The organism is Kocuria sp. KKT182 (genome assembly GCF_055635395.1).
Genome location: NZ_CM145757.1, coordinates 1,670,374 through 1,692,895, shown reverse-complemented (window position 1 = coordinate 1,692,895; position 22,522 = coordinate 1,670,374). Strand labels below are relative to the sequence as shown.

General features: G+C 73.3%; 22 protein-coding genes. 11 read left to right on the top strand and 11 right to left on the bottom strand.

Annotated elements, in window-relative coordinates; translation table 11 throughout:
* Nucleotides 1-7: 7 nt before the first annotated feature.
* From ACZ2G1_RS07780 to ACZ2G1_RS07765, 4 genes are all read right to left on the bottom strand, one after another.
* Nucleotides 8-889 carry an aminotransferase class IV gene (locus ACZ2G1_RS07780; protein WP_017832610.1) on the bottom strand — a complete coding sequence of 294 codons (882 nt, stop codon included), beginning with the start codon at nt 887-889 and terminating at the stop codon, nt 8-10.
* Between the two features lie 29 nt (nt 890-918).
* Complete coding sequence (locus tag ACZ2G1_RS07775) at nt 919-1,512, bottom strand: uridine kinase family protein (protein WP_272026137.1); 594 nt, start codon at nt 1,510-1,512, stop codon at nt 919-921.
* Nucleotides 1,509-2,036 carry a low molecular weight protein-tyrosine-phosphatase gene (locus tag ACZ2G1_RS07770; RefSeq protein WP_035928265.1) on the bottom strand — a complete coding sequence of 176 codons (528 nt, stop codon included), beginning with the start codon at nt 2,034-2,036 and terminating at the stop codon, nt 1,509-1,511. Before ACZ2G1_RS07770 ends, ACZ2G1_RS07775 begins: the two co-directional genes overlap by 4 nt.
* 84 nt (nt 2,037-2,120) lie before the next feature.
* The gene (locus tag ACZ2G1_RS07765) at nt 2,121-4,094 is read right to left on the bottom strand and encodes a BCCT family transporter (protein WP_272026136.1); all 1,974 of its coding nucleotides are present in this window, start codon (nt 4,092-4,094) and stop codon (nt 2,121-2,123) included.
* 325 nt (nt 4,095-4,419) lie between these two features.
* Here ACZ2G1_RS07765 and dnaK point away from each other — a divergent pair, with 325 nt between their 5' ends.
* The 4 genes from dnaK to ACZ2G1_RS07745 all read left to right on the top strand — a co-directional run bounded on the left by dnaK (nt 4,420) and on the right by ACZ2G1_RS07745 (nt 8,567).
* The gene (dnaK, locus tag ACZ2G1_RS07760; protein WP_031282565.1) at nt 4,420-6,276 is read left to right on the top strand and encodes a molecular chaperone DnaK; all 1,857 of its coding nucleotides are present in this window, start codon (nt 4,420-4,422) and stop codon (nt 6,274-6,276) included.
* Nucleotides 6,273-6,935, top strand: coding sequence for a nucleotide exchange factor GrpE (locus ACZ2G1_RS07755; protein ID WP_470377658.1), 663 nt, complete (start codon nt 6,273-6,275; stop codon nt 6,933-6,935). Before dnaK ends, ACZ2G1_RS07755 begins: the two co-directional genes overlap by 4 nt.
* 164 nt (nt 6,936-7,099) lie before the next feature.
* Nucleotides 7,100-8,125, top strand: a complete 1,026-nt coding sequence (locus tag ACZ2G1_RS07750; RefSeq protein ID WP_109221681.1) for a DnaJ C-terminal domain-containing protein — start codon at nt 7,100-7,102, stop codon at nt 8,123-8,125.
* A gap of 1 nt (nt 8,126) precedes the next feature.
* Complete coding sequence (locus tag ACZ2G1_RS07745; RefSeq protein ID WP_017832603.1) at nt 8,127-8,567, top strand: heat shock protein transcriptional repressor HspR; 441 nt, start codon at nt 8,127-8,129, stop codon at nt 8,565-8,567.
* A 26-nt stretch (nt 8,568-8,593) separates the two neighbouring features.
* Here the strand turns inward: ACZ2G1_RS07745 and ACZ2G1_RS07740 are convergent, their stop codons facing one another.
* The 3 genes from ACZ2G1_RS07740 to ACZ2G1_RS07730 are packed head-to-tail and all read right to left on the bottom strand — an operon-like array spanning nt 8,594 to nt 10,528.
* Nucleotides 8,594-9,088, bottom strand: coding sequence for a GNAT family N-acetyltransferase (locus ACZ2G1_RS07740; protein WP_470377657.1), 495 nt, complete (start codon nt 9,086-9,088; stop codon nt 8,594-8,596).
* 29 nt (nt 9,089-9,117) lie between these two features.
* A complete protein-coding gene (gene trmB, locus ACZ2G1_RS07735) occupies nt 9,118-9,909 on the bottom strand; it encodes a tRNA (guanosine(46)-N7)-methyltransferase TrmB (RefSeq protein WP_284563361.1) in 792 nt (263 codons plus the stop codon).
* Between the two features lie 4 nt (nt 9,910-9,913).
* The gene (locus tag ACZ2G1_RS07730) at nt 9,914-10,528 is read right to left on the bottom strand and encodes an LOG family protein (protein WP_272026132.1); all 615 of its coding nucleotides are present in this window, start codon (nt 10,526-10,528) and stop codon (nt 9,914-9,916) included.
* A 179-nt stretch (nt 10,529-10,707) separates the two neighbouring features.
* On the opposite strand from ACZ2G1_RS07730, the gene ACZ2G1_RS07725 reads away from it, so the two are divergent.
* From ACZ2G1_RS07725 to ACZ2G1_RS07715, 3 genes are all read left to right on the top strand, one after another.
* Entirely contained in the window at nt 10,708-11,973 is a 1,266-nt protein-coding gene (locus ACZ2G1_RS07725; RefSeq protein WP_109244089.1) for a multidrug effflux MFS transporter, read from the top strand.
* Nucleotides 11,974-12,128: 155 nt separating this feature from the next.
* The gene (locus ACZ2G1_RS07720) at nt 12,129-13,574 is read left to right on the top strand and encodes an alanine/glycine:cation symporter family protein (protein WP_017832598.1); all 1,446 of its coding nucleotides are present in this window, start codon (nt 12,129-12,131) and stop codon (nt 13,572-13,574) included.
* A 66-nt stretch (nt 13,575-13,640) separates the two neighbouring features.
* Complete coding sequence (locus ACZ2G1_RS07715) at nt 13,641-14,516, top strand: D-hexose-6-phosphate mutarotase (RefSeq protein ID WP_176337408.1); 876 nt, start codon at nt 13,641-13,643, stop codon at nt 14,514-14,516.
* A gap of 20 nt (nt 14,517-14,536) precedes the next feature.
* On the opposite strand, the gene ACZ2G1_RS07710 is transcribed toward ACZ2G1_RS07715, so the two are convergent.
* Together ACZ2G1_RS07710 and ACZ2G1_RS07705 are read right to left on the bottom strand one after the other, a co-directional pair.
* Entirely contained in the window at nt 14,537-16,165 is a 1,629-nt protein-coding gene (locus ACZ2G1_RS07710) for an HNH endonuclease signature motif containing protein (protein ID WP_470377656.1), read from the bottom strand.
* 134 nt (nt 16,166-16,299) lie between these two features.
* Nucleotides 16,300-16,695: a hypothetical protein gene (locus ACZ2G1_RS07705; RefSeq protein WP_017832595.1), complete on the bottom strand. Its 396-nt coding sequence runs from the start codon at nt 16,693-16,695 to the stop codon at nt 16,300-16,302.
* Between the two features lie 188 nt (nt 16,696-16,883).
* On the opposite strand from ACZ2G1_RS07705, the gene ACZ2G1_RS07700 reads away from it, so the two are divergent.
* From ACZ2G1_RS07700 to ACZ2G1_RS07690, 3 genes are all read left to right on the top strand, one after another.
* Nucleotides 16,884-17,660 (top strand): type 1 glutamine amidotransferase domain-containing protein, encoded by a 777-nt coding sequence (locus ACZ2G1_RS07700; protein WP_017832594.1) that lies wholly within the window; start codon nt 16,884-16,886, stop codon nt 17,658-17,660.
* Between the two features lie 133 nt (nt 17,661-17,793).
* Nucleotides 17,794-18,546 carry an SDR family NAD(P)-dependent oxidoreductase gene (locus ACZ2G1_RS07695; protein ID WP_017832593.1) on the top strand — a complete coding sequence of 251 codons (753 nt, stop codon included), beginning with the start codon at nt 17,794-17,796 and terminating at the stop codon, nt 18,544-18,546.
* A 362-nt stretch (nt 18,547-18,908) separates the two neighbouring features.
* Nucleotides 18,909-20,435, top strand: coding sequence for a DEAD/DEAH box helicase (locus ACZ2G1_RS07690; protein WP_095650379.1), 1,527 nt, complete (start codon nt 18,909-18,911; stop codon nt 20,433-20,435).
* Nucleotides 20,436-20,525: 90 nt separating this feature from the next.
* Here ACZ2G1_RS07690 and ACZ2G1_RS07685 read toward each other — a convergent pair whose 3' ends face one another.
* Nucleotides 20,526-21,185, bottom strand: coding sequence for an HAD family hydrolase (locus tag ACZ2G1_RS07685; protein WP_017832591.1), 660 nt, complete (start codon nt 21,183-21,185; stop codon nt 20,526-20,528).
* Nucleotides 21,182-21,895: an HAD family hydrolase gene (locus tag ACZ2G1_RS07680; protein WP_470377655.1), complete on the bottom strand. Its 714-nt coding sequence runs from the start codon at nt 21,893-21,895 to the stop codon at nt 21,182-21,184. Before ACZ2G1_RS07680 ends, ACZ2G1_RS07685 begins: the two co-directional genes overlap by 4 nt.
* Before the next feature lie 68 nt (nt 21,896-21,963).
* On the opposite strand from ACZ2G1_RS07680, the gene ACZ2G1_RS07675 reads away from it, so the two are divergent.
* On the top strand, nt 21,964-22,497 hold the full coding sequence (locus tag ACZ2G1_RS07675) for a hypothetical protein (protein ID WP_138976451.1): 534 nt from the start codon (nt 21,964-21,966) through the stop codon (nt 22,495-22,497).
* Nucleotides 22,498-22,522 lie beyond the last annotated feature (25 nt).

The window sequence follows — 22,522 nt, the reverse complement described above, 5'->3', positions numbered from 1 at the left end:
CGAAGGATCAGGCCTGCTGGACCCAGCTCGTGACGAGCTTCGTCAGGTCCGGGTCCACCGGCAGCGGCTGGTGGTCGAGCCGGCGCACCGGCACCGCGAGCCGGACGCTGGAGACCAGCCACACGGCGTCGGCCTCCATGAGGTCCGCCGGGTACAGGGGCCCGTAGCCGAGCTCCCAGCCGTCCCGGCGGGCGGCGGCGAAGATCTTGGCCTGCGTGGTGCCCGGCAGGATCCCGTGCGAGGGCTCCGGCGTCAGCAGGGTGCGGCGGCCGACGCGCACCCGGGCGCAGACCACGGAGGACGTCGCGCCCTCCAGGACCCTGCGCCCCTCCGTGGTGAAGACCGCCTCGTCCGCGCCGAGGGAGCGGGCGTGGCGCAGGGCGGCCATGTTGATCGCGTAGGAGAGCGTCTTGGCCCCCGGGAGCAGCCACGGGTACCCGGCGTCCTGGGCGGGGTCGTGGCCGCGCGGCAGCAGCACCGCGGTCACGCCGTCCCGGCGCTGCCGGAACGTCGTCTCCGGCACGGGGCTCACCACGATCCAGGACCACGGGCCGTCCGCCGGGGTGCCGCGGCTGATCACCACCTTGACGGCGTGCTCGGCCCCCAGACCGCCGTCCCCGCCGGGGGCGGCGTGGGCGAGCGCCAGCTCCACCGCCCCGCGCACGTCCCGCGCCGACGGCACGGGCAGCTGCGCCAGCCGCGCGGAGGCCGACAGCCGCTGGTGGTGGGCCTCGAACTTCTGCACGAGCCCGTCGACGGCGCGCATGGTCTCGAAGACGCCGTCCCCCCGGGTGAGCCCCTGGTCGTCGATCCGCACGAGCGGAACGGACGGATCGGCGAGGACGCCCTCCGGGTGGGCGGCGTCGAGGACGACGACGGTGCTGGTCACGGATCCTCCTGTCGGTGCGGCCGCGGGGCTCAGCAGACCGGGCCGGGGTGCAGGATGTCCACCTGTTCCCAGACGTGGTCCTCCGCCAGGTAGGCGTCCTCCTGGGCGGCCCAGCGGTCCCAGTGCTCGGCGTAGTAGGAGCCGTCACGGCTCAGCGCGCGGTCGTAGCGCAGGGCGGTGGGCAGCTCGACCCACACGGAGACGTCCAGCAGCTCCCGGGCCTCGGCGCTGCACGCGCCGACGCCCTCCAGGATCACGACCTCCGCCACACGGGTCAGCCGCGGGGTCCCCGGGGAGCCGGTGACCCAGTCCCAGGCGCTCCACTCGGCGTCCCGGCCCTGGTCGAGGGGTGTGAGGACCTCGTCCACGTAGGTGCGGCGGCCGGGGCCGAGCCCGTCCCAGCCCGGGTAGAGGTCCTCGAGGTGGAAGAGCGTCACGTCCCGCACCGGGCGCAGCACCGCGCCGAGCTGCTCGGCGAGGCTGGTCTTGCCGGCCCCCGAACGCCCGTCGATGCCGATGAGGTAGGGGTGGCGGGTGGGGGAGGGGAGCAGCCGCGCCAGGTTGGTGCCGGCGGGGTGGGCCGCGGCGAGCGCCGGATCCAGCTCGAGCTCGATGTCGATCACGCGCGCCCGGCGTCCTGCGCGGATCCCCGGTCGGCGCCGAGCTCCCGGGCGACGGCGCGGACCACGCCCGGCACGGCGGCGTCGATCATGCCCCAGGTGGACTCGAAGTCCTCGGGGCCCCCGTACCAGGGGTCGTAGATCCCCAGGTCGCCGTGCTCGAGGCCCTCGACGGCGGGGTCGAACTCCCGCAGCAGCCGCACCTTGGCGGCGGCGGACCGGTCCGGTGCGAGCGCCCGCAGGCGCTGCCAGTGCACCACGTCCAGGGCGAGCACGAGGTCCCGGTCGCCGAAGCGGACGGGGTCGAAGACCTGGGCCGCGTGCGCGGAGGCGTCGAGTCCCTCGCGGCGCAGGAGGTCGCCGGCGCGGGGGTCCACGGGGTTGCCGAGCTCCTCGTCGCTGACGCCGGCCGAGTCGATCCGCACGCGCCCGGCCAGTCCTGCGGCCTCGAAGGCGCGGCGCAGGGCTAACTCCGCCATGGGCGAGCGGCAGATGTTGCCGGTGCACACGGCCACGATCGAATACATAGCGCGCAGTCTAAGCCGTCCGGTCCCGGCACGAGAAGTGCGGCCGCCGCCCGAGGGGGCGACGGCCGCACGGCGCGGGTCCGGTCAGGACCGGCGGACGGTCGGGTCGAGCGGTCGCTGCTCGTCCGGGTCCAGTCGTTCCTGACCGGCGTCCGGGCGCTCCGGCTCCTGGTCGGCCTGCTGGCCGGAGCTCGAACCGGTCTCCGCGGCGAGGTCGATCTCCTCGCCGTTCTCGTCGACCCGCCGGTACCAGTCGGTGACGGCCGGGTCGTGGGAGTCGAAGGTCTCGCCGGCGGCACGGGCGCCGGGGGCGTGCTCCACCTGCAGGGCGAAGTCGTCGCCGTGCTCCTCGATGCCGTGGATCACGGCCTTGCGCACCGCCGTGAGGGCGAACGCGTGGCGGATCGTGGCGGGGTCGCTGCGCAGGTCCTTGTAGAAGGCGACCATGAGGAAGGCGACGATCACCGCGAACGGCAGGGCCGAGACGGTCACGAGGTTCTGCATCCCGGTCAGGGCGTCGTCGCCGCCCACGAGCATCATGACCGAGGCGATGCCGCCGAGGCACAGGCCCCAGAACACGACGATCGGCCGGTTCGGCTCGGGCTGGCCCCGCTGGGACAGCGTGCCCATGACGATGGACGCGGAGTCCGCGCTGGTCACGAAGAAGATGCCGATGACGACCATGGCGAGCACCGACGTGATCGCGCCGAAGGGCAGGGCGTCGAGCATGCCGAACAGCGCGGCCTCCTGGCCGCCCGCGGCGGCCAGGTCGGTCCCGGTGCGCTGCAGGTACATGGACGTGCCGCCGATGACCACGAACCAGAGCACGCACATCGAGGAGGGGACCACGAGCACCACGGTCACGAACTGGCGCAGCGTGCGGCCGCGGGAGATCTTGGCGATGAACATCCCGACGAACGGGGACCAGGACAGCCACCAGGCCCAGTAGAAGACGGTCCAGCCGCCGGCGAAGGCGGTGGCGTCCTCGCCCCAGCCGCCGGTCTGCCCGGTCATCCAGAGGTACTCCTGCAGGTAGGTGCTGAACACGGCGGGGACCAGGTCCAGGATCAGGACGGTGGGCCCGGCCACGAACACGAACAGGGCGAGCAGGAAGGCCAGCAGCAGGTTCGTGTTGGAGAGGTAGCGGATGCCGCGGGCCACGCCGGAGACCGCGGAGACCACGAAGGCGGCGGTGAGGACGGCGATGATCGCGATGAGCCCACCGTTGCCGAGCGGTCCCCAGCCGGCGACGATCTCGAGGCCCCGGGAGATCTGCAGCGCGCCGATCCCGAGCGAGGCGGCGGTGCCGAAGAGGGTCGCGAAGATGGCGAACACGTCGATGAGCCGGCCCAGGCCGCCCTCGGCGCGCCGCTGGCCGATCAGCGGCACGAAGATCCGGCTGATGAGCGGGGAGCGTCCGCGCCGGTAGGCGCCGTACGCGACGGCCGCGCCGACCACGGCGTACATGGCCCAGGGGTTGAGACCCCAGTGGAAGGCGGTCTGGACGAGGGCGTAGACGGTCATCTCCTCGGAGCCGGGCTCCGCCCCGAAGCCGGGGACGCCCGCGCCGAAGTGGCTCAGCGGCTCGGAGGCGCCGTAGAACATCAGGCCGATGCCCATGCCGGCGGCGAAGAGCATGGCGAGCCACGAGAAGAAGGAGTACTCGGGCTTCTCGTCGTCCATGCCCAGGGGGATCCGCCCGGTCCGGGTGAAGCCGACCACGAGCATGAACAGCACGGCGGCCGTGGACAGGGCCGTGAAGAACCACCCGGCGTTGCCGGTGACCCAGCCCAGGGCCGCGGTGGAGGCGGCGGTCAGGGACTCGGTGGAGAGCACGCCCCAGGCGATGAACCCCACGATCAGCGCGGCGGTGACGGTGAAGACCACCTTGTCCGTGCCGTAGTGCAGCTTCTGGTCCTCGACGGCGATGCCGGGGACGAGGGCGGGGTGGATGCCGTGCGGGTAGTTGATCTCGCGCAGCACCTCCCGCGGCTTCGGCCGGCGGGAGCCGTCGGCCTCACTGGACGGATGCGGCGAATGGGGTGGCGTGGTGCTCACGGTGGCTCCTGAGGTGTCGGGGTGCGTGCGGTGTCGTGTCGGTGCGTGCGGTGACGTGCGGGGCGGACCCGGGGGTGTGGCGGTGGCCCGCGGGAACGGGCTCAAACACTCCACGGTATCCGACGTCCTGCCCCGCCGGGAGGGAGTGCGCGGCGTCTCACATCCCCGGCACCCCGGGTTGAGTCGATGTGGCTCAACTTAAGTTGACATCAGCGGCTCACGTGGCAGACTTGAGCCAGGAAAACTCAAGAACTGAGACCTCCGGGACCCCAACGGGGCCGGTACGGCCCGCCCGGTTCAGCTCGACCCGAAGGAGAACACGTCCATGTCTCGTGCAGTAGGAATCGACCTCGGCACCACCAACTCCGTGGTGTCCGTGCTGGAGGGCGGCGAGCCCACCGTCATCGCCAACGCCGAGGGCAACCGGACCACGCCGTCCGTCGTCGCCTTCTCCAAGGACGGCGAGACCCTGGTGGGCGACATCGCCAAGCGCCAGGCCGTCACCAACGTGGACCGCACGATCGCCTCGGTGAAGCGCCACATGGGCACCGGGTGGTCCACCGACATCGACGGCAAGAAGTACACGCCGCAGGAGATCTCGGCGCGCATCCTGATGAAGCTCAAGACCGACGCCGAGTCCTACCTCGGCGACAAGGTCACCGACGCCGTGATCACCGTCCCGGCGTACTTCAACGACGCCGAGCGCCAGGCCACCAAGGAGGCCGGTGAGATCGCGGGCATGAACGTGCTGCGCATCGTCAACGAGCCCACCGCCGCGGCGCTCGCCTACGGCCTGGAGAAGGGCAAGGAGGACGAGCTCATCCTGGTCTTCGACCTCGGTGGAGGCACCTTCGACGTCTCCCTGCTGGAGGTCGGCAAGGACGAGGACGACTTCTCCACCATCCAGGTCCGCTCGACCGCCGGCGACAACCGCCTCGGCGGCGACGACTGGGACCAGCGCGTGGTCGACTGGCTGCTGGCGCAGGTGAAGTCGAAGACCGGCGCGGACCTGTCCAAGGACAAGATCGCCCTGCAGCGCCTGAAGGAGACCGCGGAGCAGGCCAAGAAGGAACTGTCCTCCGCGACCAGCACCAGCATCTCCCTGCAGTACCTGTCCGTGACCCCCGAGGGCCCGGTGCACCTGGACGAGCGCCTCACCCGCGCCAAGTTCGAGGAGCTCACCCGGGACCTGCTCGAGCGCACCGAGAAGCCGTTCAAGGACGTCATCGCCGAGGCCGGCATCTCCGTGTCCGACATCGACCACGTGGTGCTGGTGGGCGGCTCGACCCGCATGCCCGCCGTCGCGGAGACCGTCCAGCGCCTGGCCGGCAAGGAGCCCAACAAGGGCGTGAACCCGGACGAGGTCGTCGCCGTCGGCGCCGCGATCCAGGCGGGCGTGCTCAAGGGCGACCGCAAGGACGTGCTGCTGATCGACGTGACCCCGCTGTCGCTGGGCATCGAGACCAAGGGCGGCGTGATGACCAAGCTCATCGAGCGCAACACGGCAATCCCCACCAAGCGGTCCGAGACCTTCACCACCGCCGAGGACAACCAGCCGTCCGTGTCCATCCAGGTCTTCCAGGGCGAGCGCCAGTTCACCCGGGACAACAAGAACCTGGGCACCTTCGAGCTGACCGGCATCGCCCCCGCCCCGCGCGGGATGCCGCAGATCGAGGTCACCTTCGACATCGACGCCAACGGCATCGTGCACGTCTCCGCGAAGGACAAGGGCACCGGCACCGAGCAGTCGATGACCATCACGGGCGGGTCCTCCCTCTCCAAGGAGGACATCGACCGGATGGTCAAGGACGCCGAGGCCAACGCCGAGGCGGACCGGGTGCGCCGCGAGGCGGCCGACCTGCGCAACAACGCGGAGCAGCAGGCGTACTCCGTCGACAAGCTCCTGAAGGACAACGACGAGAAGCTGCCCGCGGACGTCAAGTCCGAGGTGCAGGCGGACGTCGACGCCCTGAAGAAGGCGCTCGAGGGCGAGGACGAGGACGCCGTGAAGTCGGCCTACGACAAGCTGCAGCAGTCCCAGACCAAGCTCGGCGAGGCCCTCTACGCGCAGTCGCAGACCGAGGGCGCCGAGGGCGCCCCGGGTGCGGGCGCCACCGGTGCCACCGGTGACGAGGACATCGTCGACGCCGAGGTCGTCGACGACGAGGACGAGAAGAAGTGAGCATGCCCGACCCCACGCCAGGACCCGACGAGAACGTGGACGACCACGGCGCCGGGAGCGTTCCCGGCGACCCCGCCGCGCACCCCGGCGAGCAGTCCGCACAGGACTCCGGCGCCGGCCCCCGCGAGGAGGCCGGGCCGGAGGGCCTGACGGTGGACGACATCCTCTCGACGCCCCAGTCGACGGACGCGGAGTCCGGGGACGCCGCACCGGCGCCGGCCGCCGCGGAGGAGTCCCCGGCGGCCGCCCTCGCCGAGGAGCGGCTCGAGGAGCTGCGCCGGCTGCAGGCCGAGTTCGTGAACTTCAAGCACCGCACGGCGCGCGAGAAGGAGCAGCTGCGGACCTTCGTGACGGGCGACCTCCTGCAGACGCTGCTGCCGGTGTTCGACGACATCGACGCGGCCCGGCAGGCGGGCGACCTCACCGACGGCCCGTTCGCGGCGATCGCGAACAAGCTCGAGGAGACCCTCGTGCGGCACGGGCTGGTGCGCCTCGGGGAGGTCGGGGAGAAGTTCGACCCGAACGTCCACGAGGCGGTGCTGCAGCAGCCCACGAGCGAGGTCGAGCCGGACCAGGTCTCGATGGTGCTGCGCTCCGGCTTCCGGATCGGCGAGCGCGTGGTGCGGCCGGCCCAGGTCGCCGTCGCGGTCGCCGAGTGAGGCCGGACCCGGCCTGATCCCGGCGACGTCAGGGGAGGCCCGTCCCTCGGGCCTCCCCTGACCCGTCCACCCGTCCCCGGCGCCGCGGCGCCGGGGACGACCCCCGGACCACCACCGGGTCCTGCTCCGCAGGACCCCGACCGGCCCCACAGAAAGGAGGCGTCATGGCCAGCCAGGACTGGATCGACAAGGACTTCTACAGCATTCTCGGCGTCTCCAAGGACGCGTCCGCCGCCGACGTCAAGAAGGCCTACCGCAAGCTCGCCCGCCAGTACCACCCGGACCAGAACCCGGGGGACGCGGAGGCCGAGCAGCGGTTCAAGGACATCACCGAGGCGAACTCCGTGCTCTCCGACCCCGAGGAGCGCAAGCAGTACGACGCGATCCGCGCGATGGGCTCCGGGGCGCGCTTCACCGCCGGCGGCCCCGGCGGCGCCGGGGGCTCGGCCAACTTCGAGGACCTCTTCGGCGACATCTTCGGCGGAGGCGGCGGAGGACGCCGCCGCCGCACGACCTACTCCACCGGCGGCGCGGGCGGCCCCGGCGGCCCGGGCGGGTTCGAGGACCTGTTCGCCCAGTTCGGCGGTCAGACCGGGTACGGGGCGCCGGGCGGCTACGGCGGCTACCAGGCCCCGCCGGCGCGCGGGGAGGACATCCGGACGGAGACGACCATCCCGTTCCGCTCCTCGGTGCACGGCACCACGGTCAAGCTGCGCCGGGGCAACGGCCAGGAGACCACGGTGCGGATCCCGCGCGGCGTGCGCGACGGGCAGAAGCTCAAGCTCGCCGGCAAGGGCCACTCGGGTGCCGGCGGCGCCGGCGACCTCTACGTCACCGTCCACGTGACCCCGCACCCCTTCTTCCGGCGCGTCGAGGGCACGGACGACGTCGAGGTCACCGTGCCGATCACGTTCCCCGAGGCGGCCCTGGGCGCCACCATCGAGGTGCCCGTGCTGGACGGCGGCACCGTGCGCGTGAAGGTCCCGGCGGGCACGTCCTCGGGCCGGCGCTTCCGCGTCAAGGGGCGCGGGTTCGGCACGGCCAAGGGCACCGGCAACCTGATCGTGACGGTCGAGGTGCACGTGCCGGCCGAGCTGGACGAGCAGGCGCAGGCCGCCGTCCGGGCGTTCGCCGAGGCGACCGCGGACGAGGACCCCCGGGCCCGCCTGGCCGAGAAGGCACGGGTGTGAGATGGCACTGGACGCCGACCAGCCGCTGTTCGTGATCTCCGTGGCCGCGGAGATCGCGGAGATGCACCCGCAGACGCTGCGCCAGTACGACCGGCTCGGCCTCGTCAGGCCGTCCCGGGCCCCCGGCCGCGCCCGCCGCTACTCGCAGCGCGACATCGAGAAGCTGCAGCAGATCCAGGTGCTGTCCCAGCAGGGCGTGTCCCTCGAGGGCATCCGGCGCATCCTCCAGCTGGAGAACCAGGTCGCGGCCCTGCGGTCGCGGGTGGCGGAGCTGTCCCGGGAACTCGAGGACGCCCGGGACCGGGCCGAGGAGTCCTCGCGGATCTTCGCCGCCGGCGTCGGCGGGGACGTGGTGCGCATGGCCCGCGGCGCCCGCCCCCGGGCCCGCAAGATCTCGCAGGCCGTGGTGCTGTACCGGCCCCCGCGCCAGCAGGAGCGCTGAGCCGCACCGGCGCCCGGGCCGGGCGGTCAGCGCAGGTGCTTCTCGAAGCCCACGTCGTACACGCCGCCCGGATAGACCCGGGCGGTCCCGGGCAGCAGGACGTACCCGCTGCTGCGGTACAGGGCGGACGCCTCGGGTTGGCGGCTGCCCGTGGTGAGGTGGATGCGCCGGTAGCCCGCCGCGGCGGCGAGCCGCTCGAGCTCGGCCAGGACCCGCCGCGAGATCCCGCGCCGGCGGTGCGCCGGGGCGGTCCACACCCGTTTGAGCTCGGCCGTGGCGTCGTCGTGCCGACGGAACGCGCCACCCCCCACCGTCGTGCCGCCCTCGAGGAGGAGCAGGAGCGCTCCGGCGGGGGCGGTGAAGTCGTCGACGGGGTGCTCGGCCATCTCCTCCGCCCCGATCTCGGGACCGTAGCGCTCCACGTACTCGTGGTGCAGGCCCTCGAGCAGCAGCTGCGTGCGGGGATCGCCCGGGGGCACGACGACGAAGCCGTCCCGCTCCGGGCCGGGCAGTGCGGGCACGCCGTTTCGCTCCGCGCCGGGGACGGCGCTCACGCCGTCCGGCGGTAGACGAGGTCGCGGGGGACGCGGCCCGCCTCCTGCGCCTTGCGCTCGAAGCTCGTGAGGACCCGTCCCTCCCAGCGCGGGGCCCATCCGGTGTCCGGGTGCTCGTCGTCGGCGAGCGGGCCCGGGTGGACGTTCTCGAACTGCGGGGACGCGTCGAGGACCTCACGCATCACCAGGGCGTACTCCTGCCAGTCCGTGGCGAGCCGCCACAGCCCGCCCGGGACGAGCACCCGGGCGGCGAGCTCGGCGAACGCGGGGGAGACCAGGCGCCGCTTGTGGTGGCGGGTCTTGTGCCAGGGGTCCGGGAAGAACACCCACAGCTCGTCGACCGAGGCCGGGGCGAGCATGTGCTCCAGGACCTCGGGCGCGTTGGCCTGCGCCACGCGGACGTTGTCCACCCCGGCCTGGGCCGCCTTGAGCAGCAGGTCCGCGATCCCGGGCTTGTACACCTCGACGGCGAGGAAGTTCCGCGCCGGGTCCTGGGCGGCGGCGTGCACGACCGCCTCGCCGAGCCCGGAGCCGACCTCCACGACCAGCGGCGCCTCGCGCCCGAAGGCCGCGGCCGCGTCGAACTCGTGGTCGGGGTGCACGGAGGTGTCCGTGCGCACGCGCGGGACGTCGAGCACCCGGGTGGGCGCCCAGTCGTCCCAGGCCTTCTGGCGGCGGGCGGTGAGGCGGTCGCCGCGGCGCACGAAGGAGTACGGCCGGCGGTGGAACGCCTCGGGGACGGGGCCCTGTGCGGGGCCCTCGGCGGGGGAAGGGGTGTGCTCGCTCATCGCCCTACATCCTAGGGGCTGGGCGGGCGGCGGGCGCGTCGGCGCCGGGAACGGGCGGCTCGGACCAGCGCCGGCGGGGCGCCTCCCACGCCGCGAACCGGGCGAGCAGCTCGTCGGCGTCCTGGGCGACCACGGCTGCGTCCCGGTACTCGGGGCGCACGAGACCGGCCGCGGACATCGAGGCCACCGCGTCCAGCAGGGGCCTCCAGTAGCCGGCCACGTCCAGGAAACCGACCGGCTTGGCGTGCACCCCCACCTGCAGCCAGGTCCACGCCTCGAAGATCTCCTCGAGGGTGCCCAGGCCGCCCGGCAGGGCCACGAACCCGTCGGCGAGGGCGGCCATCTCCGCCTTGCGCTCGTGCATCGTCCGGACGATGCGCAGCTCGGTCAGCCCCGTGTGGGCCGTCTCGTCGTCGACGAGCGACTGCGGCATGACCCCGACCACCTCGCCCCCGGCGGCCAGGGCGGCGTCGGCGACGACGCCCATCAGCCCCACGTGGCCGCCGCCGTAGACGACGCCCACGCCGCGGCGGGCGAGGGTGGTGGCGAAGGCCCGGGCGGCCTCGGGGAACAGGGGGTCGGAGCCGAGGGATGCCCCGGTGTACACGGCGAGTCTCATGAGGACATTGTCGCTGTCGCTGTCGCTGTCGCAGTCGCAGTCCCTCGTCCCCGCCCCTCGTCCTCGCCCTGTCCCTCGTCCTCGTCCTCGTCCTGTCCCGCGTCCTTCTCACGTCGCGGCGTCGATAGCATGAGGCGCGCCCCGCGCCCGCCCTGCCGACCCGTGCCGAAGGACCTCCCGTGAGCTCATCGCCGCCCGACGACCCCGTGCGCTCCCGCCTGCGCCTCTCCGGCGGCAAGGACCGGGTGGTGCTGGTGGCGGCGCTGGGGATCCTCAGCGCGGTGAGCCCGATGGCCACGGACATGTACCTGGCCTCGATGCCTGCCATGGCCGGGCACTTCGGGGCGTCGGCCTCCGCGGTGCAGCTGACGCTGACCACGTACATGGTCGGCATGGCCGTGGGGCAGTTCCTGCTCGGGCCCGTGTCCGACGTGCTGGGCCGGCACCGGCTCATGGTGGCCGGCAACGCGCTGTTCCTGCTCAGCTCCGTCGCCGTGGTCCTGGCCCCGACCATCGGGACGGTGCTGATCCTGCGCGCGGTGCAGGGACTCGCCGGGGCGGCCGGCGTCGTGATCGCCCGCGCGGTGGTCTCGGACATCGCCTCCGGCCGCGGGGCCGCGAAGCTGTTCTCGGTCCTCGCGACCATCACCTCCCTCGCCCCGGTGGTGGCCCCGCTCCTGGGCGGGGTGATCGCCACGGTGGCCCCGTGGCAGACCGTGTTCTGGGTGCTCGCGGCGTTCGGGCTGCTGATGCTGGCGTGCTCCGTGCTCGTGGTCCCCGAGACCCTGCCCCCGCACCGGCGCCACCGCGGCGGGGTCGGCGCCGTCGTCACCGGGTCCTGGCGGGTGCTGCGCACCCCGTCCTTCATGGCCTACGCCCTCGCCTTCGGACTCGCGTTCGGCGCCCTGTTCTCCTACATCTCCGCCTCCTCCTTCGTGCTGCAGAACGTGCTCGGCTACTCGGCGCTCGGCTACTCCGTGGTGTTCGCCGTCAACGCGGGCGGCTCCATCCTGGGCGCGGTCGTCAACACCCGCCTCGTCGACCGGGTCGAGCCCGGCACGATCCTCCGCACCGCGATCGTGGTCATGGCCGCCGTCAACGTGGTGGGCCTGGGCCTGGTGCTGGCCGGGATCACCGGGTGGACCACCCTGGCGCACCTCTTCGTGAGCCAGACCTGCATCGGCTTCGTCATGGGCAACGCCGTGGCCCTCGCCCAGGGCCGGGTCCCGGGCCGGGCCGGGGCCGGGTCGGCGGTGCTCGGACTGGTCCAGTTCCTCCTGGGCGGGCTCGTGAGCCCGCTGACCGGCCTGGCCGGTCAGCACACCGCCGTCCCGATGGCCGTGTCCATGGCGGTGTGCTCGCTGCTCGCCGCGGGAGCCGTGCTGCTCGCGCGCCGCCTCTCGCGGCGGGCGCCGGAGGGCCCCGCCGCCCCGTCCGGCCCGTAACCGGGCGGAAACGGGCAGGAGCCACACTGTGGCCGATCCATCGGTCCCTGACCGGGGGAGCAGCGGACCTGTGATTAGATGCCTTCTGCCGAGACCGAGGTCACAGTCCCGTTCCGGCCCGATTCCTGATCCACCCGACACCCACGGGAGAACACATGCTCCAAACCATCGAGACTGCCCTCGGCGAGCTGGGCGGCATCATCTGGGGGCCCTACGTCCTCATCCCCCTGCTGCTGCTCACCGGTCTGTACCTGACCGTCCGGCTGGGCGGGCTGCAGTTCCACAAGCTGGGCTCCGCGCTGCGACTGGCCCTGTTCGACCGCAAGGACGCGGACGCCCGCGGCGGCGACGTCTCCCAGTTCCAGGCGCTGACCACGGCGCTCGCGGCCACCGTGGGCACCGGCAACATCGTGGGCGTGGCCACCGCGATCTCGATCGGCGGGCCCGGCGCCCTGTTCTGGATGTGGGTCACCGGCCTGCTCGGCATGGCCTCCAAGTACTCCGAGGCGTTCCTGGCCGTGCGGTTCCGCACCACGGATGCCAAGGGTGAGATCTCCGGCGGCCCGCAGTACTACCTGGAGCGCGGCATCCGCAACGGGTTCGGCAAGTTCCTGGCGATCTTCTTCGCCGTCGCCGCCGCGCTGGCCGCGTTCGGCATCGGCAACATGACCCAGGGCAACTCCATCGCCTCCAACCTGGAGAGCTCGTTCAGCGTCCCCACCTGGATCACCGGTGTGGTGCTCGCCGTGCTGACGCTCGCCGTGCTCGTGGGCGGGATCAAGTCCATCGGGAAGGTCACGGCGGGCTTCGTCCCCGTCATGATCCTCTTCTACGTCCTGGGCGCCCTGTTCATCCTCGTCGTCAACGTCGCGGCCATCCCGCAGGCGGTCGTCCTGATCTTCACCGACGCCTTCTCCGGCACGGCGGCCGTCGGCGGGTTCGCCGGATCGGCGATCATGCTGGCCGTGCAGATGGGCGTGGCCCGCGGCATCTTCTCCAACGAGTCCGGCATGGGATCGGCCGCGATCGCAGCGGCCGCGGCCCAGACCACCCACCCGGTCCGCCAGGGGCTGGTCTCCATGACCCAGACCTTCATCGACACCATCATCGTGGTGACCTGCACGGGACTCGTGCTCATCACCACCGGGGTCTGGGAGCAGGGGGCGGACTTCGCCGCGACCATGACCGGCGACGCCTTCAGCCAGGGCCTGCCCGGGCAGTGGGGCCACTACGTGGTCACCATCGGGCTCGTGATGTTCGCCTACTCGACGATCCTCGGGTGGGCCTACTACGGCGAGCGGTGCATGGAGCGGCTCTTCGGCCGGCCGGCCGTGATGCCCTACCGGGTCGTGTTCTCCCTGGTCGTGTTCGTGGGCTGCACCGTGCCGCTGGCGGTGGTGTGGAACTTCGCCGACGTGATGAACGGCCTCATGGCCCTGCCCAACCTCCTCGGGCTGCTGCTCCTCTCCGGGCTGGTCGTCCGCGAGACCAGGCACTACCTGGACCACGACCCCAAGCTGCGGGCGGACCGCCGCCAGGTCGACGCGTTCATGGAGGGCCATCCCGGAGCGATCGACTCGTACGAGCGCACCGGCGTCTGACGGCTGTCGGCGCACGAGGGCCCGGCCTCCTGACGGGGACCGGGCCCTCGGTCTAGCCTGAGGGGCATGAGCGAACTCCCCGAGCCCCGCCTGTTCTCCTGCGCGGACGCCACCGGCGCCGTCCACGACCAGGGCGCGCACGTGATCGACTGGATCCCCACGGGCCACGCCCCGGTGCTGTGGCTGTCCCCGAGCACCGCGCTCGAGACGGGCAAGCCCGTGCGCGGGGGTGTCCCGATCTGCTTCCCCTGGTTCGCGGACGGGGCGGAGGGCGGGCGCGAGCCCAAGCACGGCTTCGCCCGCACGCTCCCGTGGCACGTCGAGTCGCGCGAGTCCTCGGACCACGAGGCGATGATCGTCTACCGGCTCTCGGACGCGGACGTCACCGATCCCGCGCACCAGGAGCAGTTCCCGTACCAGTTCGAGGCCTACTGCGTGGTGCGCTTCGGCACCGAGCTGTCCCTCGAGCTGAGCGTCACCAACACCGGTGAGCGCCCGTTCGACTTCGAGGAGGCCCTGCACGCCTATCTGGTGGTGGGGGACGTGCGGAAGATCCGGGTCGAGGGGCTGGACGGCGCGTCCTACCGCGACAAGGTCCTGGACCGGGAGGACTGCGTCCAGGAGGGGGACCTCCGGTTCGACGGCGAGACCGACCGGGTGTACCGCTCGACCGGCGACGTCGCCGTGGTGGACCCCGTGCTGGGGCGGGTGCTGCGGATCCGGAAGAAGAACTCCGGCACCACCGTGGTGTGGAACCCCGGGGCGGAGACGGCGGCCGCGATGCCCGACGTGGGGCCGGACGGATGGACGGACTTCGTGTGCGTGGAGGGCGCCAACACCCACGCCGACGCCGTGCACCTCGAGCCCGAGGAGACCCACAGCATGGGCTACCGCCTGTCGGTGGAGACCACGGCGGAGGACCCGGGCCGCCCACCCGCCTGATCCTCGGCACCGTCCGGGGGTCAGAAGGGAGGAGGGTCTGCGTCCTCGGGCACGGAGCTGCCCCGCTCCCCGACGTCCGGGACCGGTCCGCCCGATGTGGCACCGGCCGAGGGGTCCGGCACGGTCCGGTAGGTCCGTCCGGCCGGTGAGGTCCACTCGAGCACTCCGCCGGCGGGCGCCGGCCCCGGCTGCCGCACCGACCAGCGGCCGAGGGCACCGCGGCGGTGCTTGACGAGGTGGTGGTGGCGGCACAGGTGGGCCAGGTTGTCCGCAGCCGTCCGGCCGCCGTCCTGCCACGCCACCGTGTGGTCGAGGTCGCAGCGCTCGGCCCGCCGCCGGCACCCCGGAAAACGACAGGTCCCGTCGCGCAGCCGCAGCCGGCGGCGCAGATCAGCGGGCACCGCGTAGGTGGTGCGGTCGTGGTCGAGGACGGCTCCGGTGACGGGGTGCGTCAGCACGCGATGCCACGAGGAGGCACCGGCGGCCAGCTCCCGGGCGACGTCCGCGCTGATCGGGCCGTGACCCTCGAGCACCGGGGCGCCAGCGGGCACGCCGGCGGCCGGGCCGCCGGGGCGGCACCCCAGCAGCGTGAGCACGGAAACCGTCACGCAGACCCGGCCGCGCACACCGCGCGAGAACCCGGGGTCATCGGGGAGCTCCCCCTCCAGCAGGAGATCGGTGAGGACGTCCGCCCGCAGCTGCGCGTCCGTCCGGGCAGTCCTGGCACCCGGCGCGAACCCGTCCGGGCCATCCTCCTCCGGACCGAACTGCACTGGACCGCACTGCACCGGACCTAACTGCACTGGACCGAACTGCGCCGTGCCGCACCGGTCCGGCTCTCGCCCCGTCCCCGCGCGGGCGGTCTCCTCCACGGGCTCCAGTAGCGACGCGAGCGTGTCGAGCCGGTCCTGAACCGCGAGCGCCGTGGGTGCGTCCAGCAGGGCGTGCAGCCACGCCATGCCGTCCTCACCGTGCTCGACCCACACGCGGCGTCCGGCCCGGGCCGCCCGGTGCCTCGCCTCCTGCGTCCCGGCCAGCAGCGCCGCGCGCCGGCGCCGGGCCCACGCGCGCAGCTGCGCCACCGTGCAGTGCGGAGCCCGCTCCACCAGATCGGCGGCGAGCCGCTGCACGACGGCGGACGGTGCCTCCTGGCCCGCCGGGACGTCCTCGACCAGCTCGCGCCACTGGTCGGCGATCACCGAGGCGTGCCGGGCGCTGAAGAGGCCCGCCTCCAGCGCCTCGAGGACCTCGGGCAGGTGCAGCCCGAGCACGAGGGCCTCGCGGACGCGCCCGAGGGCCGTGCCCGCGGGCAGGCGCAGCGCCGGGCCGATCTCGTCGGCGAGATCACGCACCATCTGGTCCTCGGTCTCGAGGAGGGAGCAGACGAGCTCATCGGCCTCGTAGGGCATCAGCCCTGCCGTGGAGACCCAGTCGATCTCGCGGTCCTCCCAGGCCAGCAGCCACAGCCGGACGATGCAGCGAAGCTGGCGCCCCGCCTCCCGCGCCTGTGCGGCCGCCGAGTCCACGAGCTCCCCGACGACCGCCCGCACCTCGGCCCGGACGCCGGCGTCCAGCACCCGCTCCCCGGCGGGAGCGGCTCGGTGCGGACCCGGAGCAGGACGGGCCCGGCGGTGCGCCGTCGTCGTCATGGGCCCGTTCTCCCGGGCACCTCGGACGTTCTAGGACTTCGGAGTAGGACTCCGGAAAGGCCACCGGGAATGCAGAACGGGTGCCGCCCGTCCGTGCGGACGGGCTGCACCCGTGGGGTCCTGCGGGGCCGTGCCTACTTGGAGACGACCAGGGCCGCGGCGATCGCGGCCAGGAAGGCGTCCTTCGAGAGGCCCGTGCCGGCCTCGGACGGGCGGACGCCGTCCTCCTGGGTCATCTCGGGGTTGCGGAAGTACATCGCGAGCAGCCCGGCGGAGAACGCGCCGAGGGCCAGACCCGCGAGGCGCTTGTTGACGAACGGGGTCAGCAGGGCGGCGCCGATGCCGATCTCCGAGTACGCCACGAACTTGCCGAAGGTGTCGGCGTCCCACTCCTCGAACTGGGGGACGCCGGTGGCGGCGAACTGCTGGAGACCCGCGGCGGCCTCCGTGGGGAGGTCCTTCTTGCCGTAGCCGGACTGCAGCAGGTAGGCGCCGGAGACGCCGCGCAGGATCGCGTTGGAGAGGCTCATGGTCGGTCCTTTCAGGAGGGCGAACAGGGTCATTGAGTCGTCAACGACCCTATCAGGGGAGGGAGCGCGCCCTCCGTGCAGGAGGGGCCGGGAGCGAACACCGGCCCCGGGGGCGGCCCCCGCCGCCTAGGCTGGCCACCCGCTCGCAGGACGCCCTCCGCGTCCCGCCACCCGACGGAAGGACAGACATGGACATCGAGACCATGAAGAAGGTTCTGCTCGTTCTCACCAGCCACGACTCCCTCGGCGACACCGGGGAGCCCACCGGCTACTTCGTGGGGGAGGCCGCCCACCCGTGGAAGGTGTTCCGGGACGCCGGCTACTTCGTCGACTTCGCCTCGATCGCCGGCGGGCAGCCCCCGCAGGACGGCAAGGACGAGGAGGACGAGGTGCAGCGGCAGTACCTCGAGGACGAGACCGTGCGGGCCTCCCTCTACAACACCCCGCGGATCAGCGTGGTCGACCCGGCCCAGTACGACGCGGTCTACCTCGTGGGCGGGCACGGCACCATGTGGGACTTCGCGGGCAACGCGGACCTGCAGGCGCTCGTGGCCGCCGTGCACGACGCCGGGGGAGTCGTCGGCGCCGTCTGCCACGGACCCGCCGGGCTCGTGGACGTCGAGCTCGCCAACGGTCTGCGCATCGTCGAGGGACGCCGGGTGGCCGCGTTCACCAACGCCGAGGAGGACGAGGTCGGCAAGTCGGACGTCGTCCCGTTCCTGCTCGAGGACAAGCTCGTCGAGCAGGGCGCGGACGTGCGGACCGCGCCGAACTGGACCGAGAACGTCGTCGTGGACGACCGCCTCGTCACCGGGCAGAACCCGCAGTCCGCGGCCGGCGTGGCCAAGGAGATGACCAAGCTCCTGACCGAGGTGGTGCGCGAGCAGAAGGCCGCCCAGGAGGCGGACTCCGCCGCGCTGCGCCAGGCGCACGACGCCGAGAAGTCCGAGGACGCCGAGGGCTGAGCCTCCGTCCGGTGCGAGGGGCGGCACGGCAGGCGGCGCCCGTGCCACCCCTCGCGGGCCCCGGCGTTTCCGGACAGACTGGGAGCGTCGGGCCGTCCGGCCCGGCCCAGCGGACACACGGCAGGAGAACCACATGGCTGACCTCAAGGACAAGGTCGCGCTCGTCACCGGCGCCGCCTCCGGCATCGGCGAGGCCTGCGCGAAGGACCTCGCGGCGCAGGGCGCCAAGGTCGTCGTCACGGACATCGACACCCGGCGTATCGACGACGTCGTCCAGGCGATCATGGCCGCCGGCGGCGACGCCGCCGGCTTCCGGCAGGACGTGGCGAAGCCCGAGGACTGCGAGGCCGCGGTCGAGTTCGCCCAGCAGACCTACGGCGCCCTGCACCTGGCGGTGAACAACGCCGGGGTCGCCGGCGCGGCGGACGCGGTGGGGGAATCGGACCTCGACGCGTGGGTGCGCACCGTGCAGATCGACCTGCACTCCGTCATGTTCGGCATGCGCTACCAGCTGCCCGCCATCGAGCAGGCCGGCGGCGGGGCGATCGTCAACATGGCCTCCGTGCACGGCACCGTGGCCGTGGCCGCGGGCAACAGCGCCTACACCGCTGCCAAGCACGGTGTGGTCGGGCTCACCAAGCAGGCCGGCGTGGAGTACGGCCGGCGCGGGGTGCGGATCAACGCCGTCGGCCCCGGCTACATCGACACCCCGCTGCTCAGGACCGCGCCGGCGTCCGTCCTCGAGGGGCTCACCGCCAAGCACCCGCTCGGCCGGCTGGGCCGCGCCGAGGAGGTCGCCGCCCTGACCACGTTCCTCCTCTCGGAGAAGGCCTCCTTCATGACGGGCGGGTACTACCTGGTCGACGGCGGCTACACCGCGCTGTAGTCCCCGCACCGCGGACCCACCGCACCGGCGCCGGATGCGTGCACGCGTCACCGCGTCCCGCACCGGCGCGGTGGGCCCGGCGCCGTCAGGGCGCGGCCGTGCTCTCCGCCACATCCGGGTGGTGGCGTGCCGCCGGTGCTGTAGGGTGAGGCGTATTGCATATGGCACTGCTCCCCGTTCCCGGGTGAGCAGGCAGGCGTCGAGCACCCCGTTCTTCTTCCAGCGTGGCACCGTTCCAGACGGTCTCAGCCCGCTCGCAGGGGCTCCAGGAGTCATTCGGCGCAACCCGGCGCGCTACCCCCTTGCCGGGACATCCGATCGAAAGACGTATCCCAGTTTTGGCTACTTTCACCGACCTTGGCGTGCCCAAGGCCCTTTCCGCCGTCCTCGCCCAGCAGGGCATCGAGCAGGCGTTCCCCATCCAGGAGAAGACCCTCCCCGACTCGCTGGCCGGCCGCGACGTGCTCGGCCGCGGCAAGACCGGCTCGGGCAAGACCGTGGCGTTCGCGCTGCCGCTCGTGTCCCGGCTCGCCGGACTGACCGGCAACGGCGCCCGCGCCGCCCGGCGGGCCAACCGGCCCACCGGCCTGGTCCTGGCCCCCACCCGCGAGCTGGCCACCCAGATCGACCGCGCGATCGCCCCGCTGGCCGAGGCCGCCGGGCAGACGACCACCGTCATCTTCGGCGGAGTCTCCCAGCGCAACCAGGAGAAGGCGCTCGCCAAGGGCGCCGACATCGTCATCGCCTGCCCCGGCCGGCTCGAGGACCTGCTGAAGCAGAACGTCCTCACGCTCGACGACGTCCGCGTGACGGTCATCGACGAGGCCGACCACATGGCCGACATGGGCTTCCTGCCCGTGGTGACCCGCATCCTCAAGCGCACCCCCCAGGGCGGCCAGCGGCTGCTGTTCTCCGCGACGCTCGACGGCGGCGTGGACAAGCTCGTCAAGCAGTTCCTGTCCAACCCGGTCAAGCACTCCGTGGACGCCCCGCAGGCCTCCGTGTCCACCATGGACCACCACGTGCTCGTCGTGGACGCGGACGAGAAGCAGGAGCTCATCGAGGCCCTGGCCTCCGGCACCGGCCGCCGCGTGATGTTCACGCGCACCAAGCACCGCGCCAAGAAGATGGCCCGCAAGCTCAGCCAGATGGGCATCCCCGCCGTGGACCTGCACGGTAACCTGTCCCAGAACGCCCGCGACCGCAACCTGGCCCAGTTCTCCGCCGGTGACGTGCGCGTGCTCGTCGCCACCGACGTCGCCGCCCGCGGCGTGCACGTGGACGAGGTCGAGCTGGTCGTGCACATCGACCCGCCCACCGAGCACAAGTCCTACCTGCACCGCTCCGGGCGCACCGCCCGCGCCGGCGCCTCCGGCTCCGTGGTCACGGTGGCCACCAAGGAGGAGCGCCGCGAGGTCACGCAGCTCATGAAGGCCGCGGGCGTCACCGCGAACTTCGACACCGTGACCGTCGGCTCCCCGGCCGTCACGGCGCTCGTGGGCGAGCTCGCCGACAAGGTCGCCTACGTGGCGCCGCCCGTCCAGGCGCAGGGCCGCCCGGCGAGCGGTCAGCGCTCCGGCGCCGGCCGTTCCGGTGGCCGTGCCGGCTCCGGCGGCAACCGCGGCCGCGGCGGACAGAACCGTTCCGAGCAGCCGCGCAGCGCCTCCCGCGACCAGCGCGGCGAGACCGGCAGCCGCGGAGGCTCCCGCCCCGGCAACGGCTCGGCCTCCCGCTCGGCGGCACCGGCCCGCTCGGCCGCGCCCAGCCGTTCCGCGGCGCCTGCGTACTCGACCGAGTCCGCGCCGGACCGCTCCACCCAGGCCGCGGCCCGTCGCCGCACCCGGAGCCCGCGCCGCGCGTCCTCCCCCCAGGGCACCGCGACCCGCTGAGCCTAGGCACCTCGCACGAGGGCCCGTTCCCTGCCGCCCCGCATAGCGCGGACGGCAGGGAACGGGCCCTCGTCGTCGTGGTGGACCTCGTCAGACGGCCGGACCCAGCCCGCGCAGGAACTCCAGGGTGACGTCCGTGTGGGCGTCCACGAGCACCAGGCCGGGAGCGGGCTCCACGGGCAGCTCCCCGGGCACCACCACCACGGGCATCCCGGCGGCCGCCGCGCTCGCCGCCCCCGTCTGCGAGTCCTCGACCGCCACGCACCGTGCCGGGTCCACGCCCAGCCGCCGCGCCGCGAGCAGGTAGGGCTCCGGGTGCGGCTTGGCGTGCTCCACGTCCTCCTGCGAGACGACCACCCGCAGCACCTCGGGCGCCCCGGACGCGGTGCCCTCCGCGACCACGGTCAGGGCGTTCGTCACCACGGCGCCGGGGATGCCGGCCCGCTCGAGCTCGGCCAGCAGGTCGCGCATGCCGGGCAGGAACGGGACCTCGCCCGTGAGCGAGGCCGCGACCTCCCGCCCGAGCTCGGCCGTGATGGCCTCGACGGTCCCCTCGGCGCCGCGCTCGACCATCAGCCGCGCCGACGCGGGCACCGTCCGGCCCAGCGTGGCGAGGTCGTCCTCGGTGCTCCAGCCGACGCCGTACCGGCCGGCCACCGCCCGCTTGGCCACGGCCCACTGCGGTTCGGAGTTCACGAGGGTGCCGTCGTGGTCGAACAGGACGGCGGCGGGGAAGTCGGGGGCGCTCACGGCCGGGTCTCCTGCACGGGGTGGAAGGGCGACGACGGGGACTGCGGGTCCAGCGAGCGCAGCAGCTCCAGGGTCAGCTCCCGGTGGGATCCCAGGTGCAGCAGCCCGGGGCCGCGCTCGACCTCCAGCTCGCCGGGGACGACCACCGTGGGGATGCCCGCCGCGACGCCCGCGGCGGCCCCGGCGGGGGAGTCCTCGACCACGACGCACCGGTGGGGGTCGACCCCGAGGCGGCGCGCCGCCGTGAGGTAGGCGTCCGGGTCCGGCTTGGGGCGGACCCCCTGCGCGTACTCGTCCGTGCCGGTGACGACCTGGAACAGGTCCTCCGGGGCGGTGGCCGCGGTGTGGTGGCCCATCGCCGAGCTCGCGTTGGTGACGATCGCCGCGGGGATCCCCGCGGCCGAGAGCTCCTCGAGGAGCTCCGCGATCCCGTCGATGAAGGTCAATTCGGTGTCCTCCAGGACGCGGACGCTGTGCTCGAAGACCGCCCGGAACAGCTCGTCCGGACCGAGCGGCACGCCGACCCGCTGCAGCCGGTCGATCGTCGCGGCGACCGGCCGGCCCAGGGTCGCGAGCGAGTCCTCGGGGGTCCAGAGCCGTCCGTGCTCGGCGGCGAGGTTCTGCTTGGCGCGGTCCCAGAGCGGCTCGGTGTCGACGAGGGTCCCGTCGTGGTCGAAGAGGACGGCGTGCGGGAATCCGGGGGAGGGCATGCGCTCCAGCCTACCGGGGCGCCCGCGGGCGGGTCTCCGGCGGGAGGCCCGTCGATAGACTGGCGGGCGTGGAAACAGCCCTCGACCGCGTGCCGCACCGTCCCGCCGTCCTGCAGCGCGCCGTGCCCGTCCTCGGGGTCCCCGCGGCCCTGCTGCTCGGGGTGTGGGTGGCCGTGGGCCGCGGCCTGGCCGGAGCCGCCGGTGACCTGGTGCTGCTCTACACGCTGACGCTGGCCCTGCCGCTGACCGCGCTGCTCGTGGTGGCCGGGGTGCTGCTGCGCAGGGACGCCCGCGCCCACGTCCCGGCCGGGGCGTCCCTGCGGTCCTCGCTGACGGTGCTCGCCGCATGGGCCGTGCTCCTCGGCTTCGGCGCCGTCCTCCCGGACCGCGTGGACGGCGCCGGCGCGTCCGTGCTGACCCGGGCCACCGCCCCCGTCCACCTGGGCCTGTCCGCAGGGTTCGCCAACACCCTCGGCATCCTCTCGTTCGTCCTGGCGACCGCCGCCGTGGTGCTCGCCGCGACCGACCTGCGCCGGACCCGCCGGGTCCAGCGCGGGGAGCCGCTCAACGAGGACGAGATCCTGGACCGGCAGGGGCTGTGACCCGCCCGGCCCGCCCCGTCCGCCG